We start from the raw sequence: 11,908 nt of genomic DNA, 5'->3' as shown, positions 1-11,908 counted from the left end.
ACGGTGTAAATCCCTCATCCCCCTCGCCGCCATCGCGAAAGGGAAAAAGTGGACGACTTTTACGCCGCCCGCAGCAGCACTTCGCCGCCGCTACCGTGGTCTAATTTTGCACCGCCGTTCTCAGCACTAGCTGCGCGGCGGGCGAGCGGCCGTTGTCGGCCTGCGCCTGCCTGGTTGCCCGGTGCCGGGGCAGCGCGGCACATTCTTTCACTTGCATGACACGCTCCGGCACGAAGAGCCGAATTCCTCCCAAAGACAACACCCTTTACTTCGTCGCAACGATCACGATCGTGGCTTCATTGCGACGATGGAAGAGGGCAGTAGATGGCAAGCGCTTCAATCGCATTCCCGGCCGGCGATCGGTTCGGAGCAGAACAGAAGACGCGGGCGACGGCGCGTACGCGGCTCCAGAACATCGATGCGCTGCGCGGCTTCGTCATGGTGCTGATGCTGCTCGATCACTTGCGGGAGACCTGGTTCGTCTATTACCCAGTGACCGATCCGATCGATGCCCGCACGATTTTGCCCGCGATCGGTTTCGCGCGCGTTCTGGTCAGCCTCTGCGCCCCGATCTTCGTCGCTCTCACTGGGCTTGGGGTTTACCTTTACAGCATCAACCACACCGCGAAGGAAACGACGTCGTTCCTGGTGAAGCGCGGGCTGCTGCTAATGGCGATCGAGGTGGTGTACTTGTCCCCGCTCTACTGGGGTATCGTGCCGCAGCCGACGTTCTGGCTCCAGGTCATCTGGTGCATCGGCTTGTGCATGCTCATCCTTGCGGCGCTCAAGGGTTTGCCACGCCCGGCGCTGATCACCATCGGCCTGGTGCTGGTCTGCCTGCACAACCTGCTCGATCCGATCCAGCTTACCCCTGAAAACCCATTCTTCCCGCTCTGGGCCGGGATCCACCAGCGCGACGTGATTGACCTGCCGTTCGGTTTTCAGGCCAAGACGACATACCCCATCCTCCCATGGATCGGCGTCATCGTGCTTGGCTTTGCGATCGGCCCCTGGTTCGCGCCCGATGTCGATGCGCGCGAGCGCCAACAGCGCTTGATCAAGCTGGGTCTGGGCCTGCTCGGTGGCTTCATCGTTCTGCGCTTCCTGAACTTCTACGGCGACAAGCCTTGGTTCGTCGTGGAAGGCGAGCCCGTCCGCACCGTGATCAGCTTCATTTCGATGACCAAGTATCCGCCTTCGCTGCTGTTCCTCATGCCGACGCTCGGGATCGGGGCTTTGCTGCTCGTCCTGTTCGAACGCGTGAACGATTCGCAGCTCGTCGCGAAGCTGGCGGTGTTCGGCGGCGCTCCGATGTTCTTCTACATCCTGCACCTCACCGTGCTGCGCATCTTCTATCACAGCGCGTTGGGCATCTTCGGCCCCGATCACGGCGAGCACTACGGCTTCAACAACTACAACTGGGTGCTCCTCTGGTACGTCGCGTTGATCGTGCCGCTTTACCTGCCGACGGTCTGGTATTCGCGCCTGAAGCGTCGTCGCCGCGACATCGCCTGGCTGAAGTACTTCTGAGCAGCGCGCCTGCCCGAGCGCTGGGCACGGGCAGGCTCCGCTGGACGTACTGACTTTCCTCTTGGAGGTATGATGAACCTACGTTGCGCCCCTGCGCCCAAGACTTTGCGATGAGCGCCAGCGCTTCCGCCTCTAGCTGGCGCGGCCCGTTGCGGTTGATTGGTCATCGCGTGCTGCTCGCGCTGATCACGTTGCTGCTGGTCTCGGCGGTGATCTTCACGATCAGTGGCTTGCTTCCGGGTGACGCCGCGCAGGAAGTGCTGGGGCAAAGCGCGACGCCCGAACAGATCGCCGCTCTGCGCAAGGAAATGGGCCTCGATCAGCCGGGGCCGGTTCGCTATTATCAGTGGCTTCGCGGCATATCGATGGGTGACCCCGGCCAATCGATGGTGACGAATACGCCGGTGTCCGAAATCATTTCGGTACGCCTGCCGAACACCTTGATCTTGGCGGCGCTTTCGACGCTGGTATCGGTACCTTTCGCCTTCCTGATCGGCATTGCCTCGGCCATTGCACGGGGCAAGAAGCTGGATCGCTCGCTTAACGTGCTGACCCTGTCGATGGTGGCACTGCCCGAGTTTCTCGTCGCGACTGTCGCCGTCCTGATTTTGTCGGTGAAGCTGCAATGGCTGCCTTCGATTACGCTGATACCGCAGGAAGCTTCTTTCGCCGACTATGTGCGCGGATATGCCATGCCGGTTATGGTTCTTGCCGTGGGCGTCATTGCCCAGCTCGGCCGCATGATCCGCGCCGCGATCATCGCCGAGCTCGATAGGCCTTATGTCGAGATGGCGCGCCTCAAGGGCGTCTCGCAAACGCGCCTCGTGTTCCACCATATTCTGCCGAACGCGATCGGACCGATCGTGAACGCGATGGCGCTCAGTCTCTCCTATCTGTTCGGAGGTGCGATCATCGTGGAGACGATCTTCAGTTATCCGGGGCTCGCCGGCCTCATGGTCAATGCCGTCACCTCGCGCGACATGCCGCTGCTGCAGGCCTGCGCCATGATCTTCTGCGCGGTCTATCTCCTGCTCGTGCTGGTGGCCGACGTGTTCGCGATCCTCGCCAATCCGCGGTTGCGCAACGCATGAAGATCGCCGCGCTCTTCACGACGATCCGCAACTTGCCGCTTTCGGGCAAGATCGGCCTGGCCTTCGTCGTTTTCTGGTTGTTGGCGGCGGCCTTCGGTCCGATGCTCGCGCCGCATCCGCCGGGCGCTTTCGTGAGCGAGGAAGTGTTTGCCGACGCCAGCTCCCGGCTATGGCTGGGGAGCGATTTTCTAGGGCGCGACGTGCTCAGCCGCCTGCTGATGGGCGCGCGCTTCACCGTTGGCTTGTCCGCCGTTGCGGTCACGCTCGCGGTCGGGATCGGCACCGGTCTGGCGCTGACGGCGGCGGTCGGACCTCACTGGGTCGACGAATTGCTCTCGCGCGCGATGGACACCTTGATTTCGATTCCCAGCAAGATCTTCGCGCTGGTGTTGATTGCCGCATTCGGCTCTTCCGAATTGCTGCTGATCGTGATCCTGGCGGTGATCTACGTGCCTGGTAATTTCCGGATCGCGCGGTCCCTCGCCGTCGGTCTCGCCCGGCTGGACTACGTCGAAGTTGCGCGCGCGCGCGGCGAGGGACGGCTGTACATCGCGCTTTCGGAAATGCTGCCCAATATGATCCGGCCGCTCGCCGCCGATATCGGACTGCGCTTCGTGTTCATCGTGCTGCTGCTTTCGGGCCTGAGTTTCCTCGGCCTCGGGCTGGCGCCGCCGGACGCCGACCTGGGCTCGCTGGTTCGCGAGAACACTTCGGGTCTCGCCGAAGGCGCGCTGGCGATCTTCGTGCGGGCAACCGCGATCGCGACGTTGACGGTCAGCGTCAATCTGCTGATCGATGCGCTGACACAGGGCAAAGTGCGATGAAGGATACGACCCAGCATGTCGAAGTCCGGGACTTGTCCGTCACCGTGCGGCGGGAGGACGGCACGCCGCTGCGCATCGTCGAGGACGTGTCGTTCGACATCGCGCCGCGCGAAACGCTGGCGCTGATCGGCGAATCGGGTTCGGGCAAGACCACGATCGCGCTGGCGCTGATGGGCTATGCCCGTGGCAGTGCCGAAATCACCGGGCAGATCCGCGTCGGCCAGGCGACGCTCGACGGGGCTGGCGGAAACGCGCTGAAGGCGCAGCGAGGCCACCGCATCAGCTACGTCGCGCAGAGTGCGGCGGCGGCGTTCAATCCCTCGCGCCGCGTCATCGACCAAGTGATCGAGCCCGCTCTCATTCATGGCATCGAGCCCGAAGAGGCCGCTCGCAAGCGGGCGGTTTCGCTGTTCCGCAGCTTGGCGCTGCCCAATCCCGAAACGATCGGCCAGCGATACCCGCACGAGCTTTCGGGCGGCCAGCTGCAGCGCTTGATGGCCGCCATGGCGCTCATCACTCAGCCCGAGCTGGTGATCTTCGACGAGCCAACCACTGCGCTCGACGTGACCACCCAGGTCGAAGTGCTGCAGGCCTTCCGCCGCGTGGTGCGCGAGCAGGGGGCAACGGGCGTCTACGTGTCGCACGATCTGGCGGTCGTCGCGCAGATGGCCGACCGGGTCCTCGTTCTCAAACGGGGCAAAGTGCGCGAGCAGAACGCAGTCGACGTCATTCTGCAATCCCCGGCCGATGACTATACGCGGATGCTGATGTCCGCGGCCATGCCGGTGGTGATGGCTGCGCCCGTTCTGCCCGACGCGCCCGTCCCCTTGCTGGAAGTCGAGGGGATCCATGCCGGATACGGTCCGATCGACAAGGAAGGAAGGCCGGCCCACCCGGTGCTCAGCGACGTCGGTTTCTCGATCGGGCGTGGCGCCGCACTGGGCGTGATCGGCGAATCCGGGTCGGGCAAGTCCACCGTGGCGCGCGTCGTCGCCGGCCTGCTCGCACCCGCTCGTGGCAGCGTGAAGCTCGACGGCGTGCCCCTGGCCCCGACGCTGTCGGGCCGGAGTCGCGAAGAGCTGCGACGCGTGCAGATCGTCTTCCAGAGCGCCGATGTCGCGCTCAATCCCGGGCGGAGCGTGGGCGACATCCTGGGGCGTGTCCTGCGCTTCTACCGCGGGACGCGCGGCGAGGAAGCGCGCCGCCGGGTGGCCGAATTGCTCGACCTCATCAAGCTTCCCGCATCCATCGCCAGCCGACGCTGCGACGAACTTTCCGGTGGCCAGAAGCAGCGCGTCAATCTGGCGCGGGCGCTCGCGGCGGAACCCGACATCATTCTGTGCGACGAAGTTACCTCCGCGCTCGATACGGTCGTGCGCGGCGCGATCCTCGATCTGCTGGCCGAACTGCGGCGCGATCTCGGCGTGGCCTACCTTTTCATCAGCCACGATATCGAAACGGTGAAGGCGCTGTGCGACGATATCGTCGTACTCTACAAAGGAACACGGGTCGAAAGCGGCGTGCGTGACAGTTACAATGTGCCGCCGGTTCATCCCTACACAGATCTGCTGATCTCGTCCGTGCCCGAACTCAGGAGCGACTGGCTATCGGACGAATCCGAACGCGCAGCCGCTCCCTTCGCGCACTTGCGCGAGCGTCCCGATCTGTGCCGTTTCCTGCCGCGCTGTCCGGTAGCGATCGCCGGCACATGCGAAGTGTCTGCTCCACCGGTGCGGCAACTTTCGTCAGGCAATGCGGTCCTGTGTCATCACACCGAAGAAACCCTGCGCCGCACGCAGAGCGAGAAAATCCTCGGCTGATCGTTCGTTAAGGAACGGTGCCCCTCGTGGGGATTTGCCGTTTCATTATCAGAATGCGAAGCGCAAGCCGCCGAAGACGGTGCGGCCCTGGCCAGGGAAGAAGACAGCGGTATTCGCGACGCGCGCGTCGGTGACCGCCGCGAACTCTGCGGCATAGCGCTTGTCGGTGAGGTTGCGGCCATCTGCGTAGATCGTCACCGGCCCGAGATCGAACCCCGCCGAAAGGTTGAACAGGGCATAGCCGGGCGCCTTGAGCGTGTTGGCATAATCGACGAACACGTCCTCGAACCGCCAATCGACGAAGGGTTCGATGTAGAAGCCTCCCCCTCCTTCGAACCGCAGCGAAGCGCGATACTGATGGCGCGGCGCGACCGGCAGGCGGTTGTTGTCGTATGCAGGTTCGTCCCGAAACCGGAAATCCGACCAGGCGTAGGTCTGGCGCAGCCGCAGCCGGGCCGCATCCGTATCGATCAGGGCGATGTCGAGGCTGGCTTCGACGCCCTGATGCAGGGTCTTGTCGGCATTGAACACGCTGGCGGGAAGGTTCGCATCGGGGAGGAAGCTGAGGAGTTCGCCGCGCACCTGCGCCCGATAGTACGTGACGTCCCAAGTGACGCCGGCCAGCTTGCCGCGCGTGCCGATCTCGGCGGTCCAGGCGCGCTGGGGATGGAGTGGCACGAAGACCGAGCCGGCGGTATTGGTCTGAGTCAAAGCGCTGAAATGCGGTGGTTCGACCGATTTCGTGTAATTGGCATAGACCTGCACCGAGCCGTGTTCGTACAGCAGGCCCAGGCGTGGGGCGAACCAGTCGTAGGTGCGATCCGCCTGCGTTCCGCCCAGCGTATTCGCATAGTCGCGCCGCGCACGCCCCCACGATCCCCCGGCGACCACGGCCAACTCTGGCACGACGAAAAACCGCCCCTCGGCGAACACGTCGAGTGCATCGGCCTGCTGCACAGAATCTCCGATCGTGGCTCCCTGGTTGCCCGCGAGGTTGAGCGCCAGTGTTTGGTTGCTCCCGCCTTCGCGGTAGTAAGCGCCAAAGAACACATCGGCCCGGTGCCCGGCCAATTCGCCGGCAAGATCGAAGCGGCCGAACGCCCCTTGGGTGTCGGTGTCCTGCAATATGAAGATCCCGACCGGATGATAGAGATCGGTCTGCGTCGCGTAGATCCCGCCTTCGAAAACGAGCCCATCGGTCAGCCGCAGCCGCGTCTGCACCGAACCGCGATAGACGCTCTGGTCGCGCGCCTGTCTGCGCAGGATCACGCCGTCCCCGGCATAGCGCGGGTTGGTGAGCGCCGTCTCCAGCGAGACCGCGCCGGGGACTTGCTGGTTGATGTCGGCGGCATACCCGATCACGCGGATCTCGCTGTCGTCGCCCAGCGCATATCCCAGATTGATCGTACCGCGCACCTGATCGGACCGCGAATTCTGGCGGTACCCATCGGAGCGCGTGGCGTTGACGCCGCCGTACCAATCGAACTTGCCCGCGGTGCCCGCGCCATGGCCTTGCCCTCGCACGCTGTCGAACGAACCGCCTTCGAGCCGCAGGGCGAACGGGCTCGCCACGTTGCGGCCGCTGGGCGTGACGAGATTGATCGCGCCTCCAAGCTGCGCGCCGCCGAAGCGCAGCGCGTTGCCGCCTTTGTACACCTCGATGTAGCGCGCGCCGAGGGGATCGATCTTCTGGAAGTCCGAAAAGCCGTCGGCATCGGCAAATGGGACGCCATCCTGCGCGAGCAGAACGCCGCGCTGGTGGTAGCTCTGATCGAGGCCGGAGCCGCGGATCGATAGCCGCGCCTCCTCGCCATAGCGCGTGTTCGCGAGCACGCCGGGAACGTCGCGTAGCAGATCGGGCAAGCCGATGACGAAGCGGTCCTCGTAGCTTTCCGAGGCGACGACCGAGACCGAACCGGGCGTGCGCGCGAGGCGTTCGCGGGCGGCGGCGACCGCGGGCGGATCGTCCGCCTGACGTTCGGCGGTGACGATGATGGTGGGATCGCTCTCTGCGTCTTCGGCAAGCGCAGGCGAAATGGCGCACGCCGCGAGGGCGAGCGTCACGAAGGGACGTAACATGATGGAATATCTCCGGCAGGGACGCGACGGGCTCTGGCCGCCGCGCGTCAGTCAGACGAGGAGTATGATGTCGTCAGCTGAGGGCCGGAGGGCCGCGCAACGGCGGCCTGAGAAACGCGGGCCGGGAAGCCTGCGGAATGGTTTGCGGGGCAAAGCCGAGCGCGATGACGAAGGCCAGCGCCAGGGCCAGCAAGACGACGTCCGCGCCGCCAAGACCAGCCATGGCTAGCGCGCCGTAAGGGCATTCGCCCTTGGCAGGCTTGCCGGGCACCCCGGAGTCGCTCTTCATCGGCACGACCACGTCTCGCGAGATCCCGGCCCCGCTGGCATCGTGGCAAACCGCGATAGTCAGGACCTTGGCATCGCTGCCGATCATGTATCCCGCCGGCACGATGGCCCTGAGCGCGATCGCCAGCGCGATGCACACCAACGCCAGCTGCCGTCGTTGCATCAGGATTGCGCGCAGGTGCCCCATGGCGCAGCCCCCTAGTACCAAACCCCGATCAAGGCCAGTACCGACCCAGGCGAAATTCGCACGGTGTGCCCTTGGGCCTTCGCACCAGTTCTGACATAGGCGCGTTCAAGCCATTCACGCTCTGGCTCAACACGCGCGCCGCACGGGTGCCGGCAGCATTTTCGAGCGTAGAGATTCGGAGATTGCCTTGACCAACCGTATGCGGCTCGATCTGCCAATCGTGGCAGCGGCAGTGGCGGCCGCTTTCGCTCCGCATATGGCGATGTGCCAGGAAACCCCGGCAAGGCCGGATCCCGAAGCGATCGTCGTCACGGGGCGCGGTCTTGAGGATCTGCCGGGCATGCCCGCCTATTCCACGCGCGCGATCGACCGCGAAACGCTGGTGTCGAGCGCGTCGGGGCGGATCGAGGATGTGCTGTCGTCGGTCGCGGGCTTCCAGCAGTTCCGGCGGTCCGACAGTCGCGCCTCCAACCCCTCGGCCCAAGGCGTCACGCTGCGTTCGCTGGGCGGGAATGCGACGACGCGCGCGCTCGTCGTGCTCGATGGCGTGCCGATGGTCGATCCGTTCTTCGGCTACGTTCCGCTTCCCGCGCTTGCTCCCGAGCGCCTCGGCCGCGTGCTCGTCACTCGGGGCGGCGGCTCCGGGCCGTTCGGCACTGGGGCGCTTTCCGGCACGATCGAACTCGAAAGCGCGGATCGCACCACGCTAGGGCCGCTCAACGCGAGCGTGCTCGCCAATCAGCGCGGCGAGACCGAGGCCAGCGCCACTTTCGCGCCCAAGCTGGGCGCGGGGTTCGCGGTCATCTCGGGCCGCTGGGATCGCGGCAAGGGCTTCCAGACGACGCCGCGCGACGACCGCGTCCCGGCAACGGCACGCGCGGCCTTCGATTCCTGGTCCATCGGTTTGCGCGGGGTGGCGCCGATCGGGGACGATATGGAACTTCAGGCGCGCGGACTGATCTTCGATGACCAGCGCACGCTCCGCTTCGAAGGCGCTGACAGCTCCTCGAGCGGACAGGATGCCAGTTTGCGCCTCGTCGGCCGCGGCGACTGGCAATTCGATGTCCTAGCCTATCTGCAAGCCCGCAACTTCACCAATGTCGTCGTCAGTTCGACCCGCTTCGTGCCCGTGCTCGATCAGCGCAATACGCCTTCGACCGGCGTGGGCGGGAAGGTCGAGGTCCGCCCGCCGCTCGGTGAAACCATCAACCTGCGCCTCGGCGCCGACTATCGCCGGTCCGATGGCGAGTTGTTCGAAACCGCGATCAGCGCATTTTCCGGTAACATCACTGCGCGGCGCAATGCGGGCGGCACCAATAGCGACCTCGGCGTGTTTGCCGATGGCGACGTGCGCTTCGGCAACCTCGTGCTGACCGCCGGCGCACGCGTCGACCGCTACAGCATTCGCGACGGCTTCTTCCGCGAACGCGACGGATCCGGCGCGACCGTGATCGACGAAACCTATGCGAGCCGCGCGGGCTGGGAGGAATCGTTTCGCGGCGGTGCTGTCTACGAGCTTGGCGGCGGGCTCAGCCTGCGCGGCGCGGGATATACCGGATTGCGCTTGCCGACGCTGAACGAACTGTACCGCCCCTTCGTCGTCTTCCCGGTCGTCACTCAAGCCAACGCGGCGCTGCGCAACGAGCGGCTCGAGGGCTACGAGGCCGGGCTTACCTTCGCGCCTGCCGCCGATGTCTCGGTTTCGATTACCGCCTTCGACAACCGGGTTAAGAACGCGATCGCGAACGTGACGATCGGCGAGAACTTACGCCAGCGGCGCAATCTGCCGGCGATCGTCGCGCGCGGTCTCGAGGCCGATGGCCGCATCGAGCGCGGCCCTTTCTCTTTCCTCGGCTCGATCGCCTGGACCGACGCCAAAACGAGAGGCGAGGGCGCTTCGGCGGATCTTGACGGCAATCGTCCCTCGCAAACGCCGAAATTGAGCGCCAGCGCGACGTTGGCGTGGAGCCCCGATCCGGCGATAAGGCTTTCAGCGACAGTGCGGCACGTGGGGCGGCAGTTCGAGGATGACCGTGAAACCGACGCGCTTCCGGCCGCGACGACGCTCGATCTGTTCGGACAGCTGCCGCTCGTGTCGCACCTACAGCTGGTCGTGCGTGGCGAGAACCTGCTGGACGAGCGCATCGTCACCCGCAACGCGGGCGGATCGATCGATCTTGGCACGCCGCGTACGCTTTGGCTGGGCCTGCGCTGGGCCCTGCGCTGACGCAGCCGCCGGTTCGGCTAGACCGGCATCGGTTGCTGGCCGGCCTCGAATCCTAATTGCAAATCGGTAGGACTATAAATATACCTATATTGTAGTAGTAATCTCTTATTGAGACTTAAGATCCATATACCAAGGGCAATAACCCGATCGAAATTATGACATGCGATAAGGTCGCATGTCAGATATTTCGAGCGGGAATAATAAGTATGCCGTTGCCATCGACTCAGTGGACTGAAGATTTTTCGGGAAACAGTCTCGATCTTACAGGGTACGAAATCACCTTTCGAGACGAATTTGATACGTTGTCGATCTCAAATGGTCGAGGTGAAGCCAACTGGTATTCGGGCATTCACTCAGACTTCGGTCTGGCCCGGTTTGCGCGAGGGGAGGATTACCTCGAACCGTTCACGGTTTCCGACGGCGTACTTCACATCCGAATGGATCACGACAATGGGCAGTGGGAAAGCGGCCTACTCCAGACCGTCAATTCGAAAACCGAGGGCTTCAAGCAAAGCTACGGATACTTCGAAATGCGCGCGAAGTTTCCCGAAGAATTGGGTGCCTGGCCCGCGTTCTGGCTGATTTCGGAAGAGGATCGCTACGACAAGTCGAAAGTCCGGGTCGAGATCGACACGGTCGAGGGCTATTCGAACAGCCCGCGAGGTTATCACGGGCATATTCACTACACGCCGAACCAAACGACGCAGGCGTTCAGCAAGAAAATCAGCGGTGGTGTGTACGAGCGTGTCGACTCTTTGTTCGACGATCAATTCCATACCTATGGCACGATGATCACGCCGCAATGGATCATCAACTATCTCGACGGTCGTGAAATCGGACGGGTCGCGGCGAGCGAATACACCAGTTCGCCGTTCTACATGATCATCGACCTCGCCATGTTCCGCGACCCCGGCGACACCTCGATCGTCTACGATATGGAGATCGATTATGTCCGCGCCTTTGCCAAGAACCCTGAGTCGAATGCGCCGCCGCTGAAGCCCGACACGGAGGCGGGCGAAGGTGCCTGGGACGACCCCACCGCTTCGCCCGATGTCCCTGCCGGCGTCAATTCGGGAGACGATGATCTCCACGGCACGACGGGCAGCGACACTATGGCCGCCGGCGAGGGCGACGACACCTATTGGGTCAATCATGTCGCAGACGTGGTGGTCGAGCGTGCGCGTGCGGGCAATGACACGATCAACAGCAGCGTCGATTACACGCTGCCGGTCAATGTCGAGAACCTGAAGCTCTACGGCACCGCAGCTAAGGTTGCGATCGGCAATACTGCGAGCAACGTTCTGCTCGGCAATGGGCTCGACAATTTGCTGCTCGGCCTCGGAGGGAACGACGAGCTTCGCGGTTACGGCGGTGCGGACCGGCTCGATGGCGGCTATGGCGCGGACGTGATGGCCGGCGGTATCGGCGATGATGTCTATGTCGTCGACAACGTCGGGGACCGCGTCATCGAGATGGCGGGCGAGGGGCGCGATACGGTATATTCGTCCGTGAGCTTCGCAGTCAGGGACCAGTCCATCGAAACTGTCATTCTGACGGGCAACGCGAACGCTCGCGCGACCGGCGGGAATTACAACGACACGCTGATCGGCGCTTCGCAGCTCGCCGAGCAGGCCGAGTGTGGCGGATGCGGTGATGCCGTGGTGCTCGAAAAGCAGGCGATGGCGGACGCCTTCTGGCAGGCTGCCTGTCAGCTCCGGATAGCGCGGCGCGATCACCGACACCGCGACGCCCGCATCGCGAAGCGTGGCTGCCAGACGTGTGGCGTAGGTGCCTATACCACCAGGGAAGGGCGCATATTCGCAAGTCACGATCAGGATATTCGGTTCAGAAGCCATCCGGGA

At 63.9% G+C, this 11,908-nt stretch carries 7 protein-coding genes and 2 pseudogenes; 6 read left to right on the top strand and 3 right to left on the bottom strand.

Features of this window, described 5'->3' with window-relative positions; genetic code table 11:
* The first annotated feature begins 324 nt into the window (after positions 1–324).
* The 4 genes from GQO94_RS06835 (at position 325) to GQO94_RS06820 (ending at position 5,265) form a co-directional block, all read left to right on the top strand.
* Positions 325–1,530, top strand: a complete 1,206-nt coding sequence (locus GQO94_RS06835) for a DUF1624 domain-containing protein (protein ID WP_156840414.1) — start codon at positions 325–327, stop codon at positions 1,528–1,530.
* Positions 1,531–1,640: 110 nt separating this feature from the next.
* Entirely contained in the window at positions 1,641–2,621 is a 981-nt protein-coding gene (locus GQO94_RS06830) for an ABC transporter permease (protein ID WP_156840413.1), read from the top strand.
* The gene (locus GQO94_RS06825; protein WP_156840412.1) at positions 2,618–3,445 is read left to right on the top strand and encodes an ABC transporter permease; all 828 of its coding nucleotides are present in this window, start codon (positions 2,618–2,620) and stop codon (positions 3,443–3,445) included. The genes GQO94_RS06830 and GQO94_RS06825 overlap by 4 nt, the downstream gene beginning before the upstream one ends.
* The gene (locus tag GQO94_RS06820; RefSeq protein WP_156840411.1) at positions 3,442–5,265 is read left to right on the top strand and encodes an ABC transporter ATP-binding protein; all 1,824 of its coding nucleotides are present in this window, start codon (positions 3,442–3,444) and stop codon (positions 5,263–5,265) included. The genes GQO94_RS06825 and GQO94_RS06820 overlap by 4 nt, the downstream gene beginning before the upstream one ends.
* A gap of 48 nt (positions 5,266–5,313) precedes the next feature.
* Here GQO94_RS06820 and GQO94_RS06815 read toward each other — a convergent pair whose 3' ends face one another.
* Both GQO94_RS06815 and GQO94_RS06810 read right to left on the bottom strand, forming a co-directional pair.
* Positions 5,314–7,344, bottom strand: a complete 2,031-nt coding sequence (locus GQO94_RS06815; RefSeq protein WP_156840410.1) for a TonB-dependent receptor family protein — start codon at positions 7,342–7,344, stop codon at positions 5,314–5,316.
* A gap of 73 nt (positions 7,345–7,417) precedes the next feature.
* Positions 7,418–7,819 carry a DUF2946 family protein gene (locus tag GQO94_RS06810; protein WP_156840409.1) on the bottom strand — a complete coding sequence of 134 codons (402 nt, stop codon included), beginning with the start codon at positions 7,817–7,819 and terminating at the stop codon, positions 7,418–7,420.
* A gap of 199 nt (positions 7,820–8,018) precedes the next feature.
* Between GQO94_RS06810 and GQO94_RS06805 the strand changes: the two genes are divergently transcribed.
* The gene (locus GQO94_RS06805) at positions 8,019–10,046 is read left to right on the top strand and encodes a TonB-dependent receptor (protein WP_156840447.1); all 2,028 of its coding nucleotides are present in this window, start codon (positions 8,019–8,021) and stop codon (positions 10,044–10,046) included.
* A gap of 155 nt (positions 10,047–10,201) precedes the next feature.
* A pseudogene (locus GQO94_RS06800) lies at positions 10,202–11,470 on the top strand (glycoside hydrolase family 16 protein); the annotation flags it as partial.
* Positions 11,471–11,803: 333 nt separating this feature from the next.
* On the opposite strand, the pseudogene GQO94_RS21370 reads toward GQO94_RS06800, so the two are convergent.
* Positions 11,804–11,902, bottom strand: a pseudogene (locus GQO94_RS21370) (hypothetical protein); the annotation flags it as partial.
* Positions 11,903–11,908 lie beyond the last annotated feature (6 nt).

The sequence above is a fragment of the Novosphingobium aquimarinum genome (assembly GCF_009746585.1).
Taxonomy (GTDB): Bacteria; Pseudomonadota; Alphaproteobacteria; order Sphingomonadales; family Sphingomonadaceae; genus Novosphingobium; species Novosphingobium aquimarinum.
Note: the sequence above shows the minus strand (reverse complement) of the source record. Positions and strands in the feature narration are given on the sequence as shown.

Excerpts from the sequence above, each read along its gene's own strand:
- GQO94_RS06835 (WP_156840414.1), top strand. The coding sequence starts at position 325 with ATGGCAAGCGCTTCAATCGCATTCCCGGCCGGCGATCGGTTCGGAGCA.
- GQO94_RS06830 (WP_156840413.1), top strand. The coding sequence starts at position 1,641 with ATGAGCGCCAGCGCTTCCGCCTCTAGCTGGCGCGGCCCGTTGCGGTTG.
- GQO94_RS06825 (WP_156840412.1), top strand. The coding sequence starts at position 2,618 with ATGAAGATCGCCGCGCTCTTCACGACGATCCGCAACTTGCCGCTTTCG.
- GQO94_RS06820 (WP_156840411.1), top strand. The coding sequence starts at position 3,442 with ATGAAGGATACGACCCAGCATGTCGAAGTCCGGGACTTGTCCGTCACC.
- GQO94_RS06815 (WP_156840410.1), bottom strand. The coding sequence starts at position 7,344 with ATGTTACGTCCCTTCGTGACGCTCGCCCTCGCGGCGTGCGCCATTTCG.
- GQO94_RS06810 (WP_156840409.1), bottom strand. The coding sequence starts at position 7,819 with ATGGGGCACCTGCGCGCAATCCTGATGCAACGACGGCAGCTGGCGTTG.
- GQO94_RS06805 (WP_156840447.1), top strand. The coding sequence starts at position 8,019 with ATGCGGCTCGATCTGCCAATCGTGGCAGCGGCAGTGGCGGCCGCTTTC.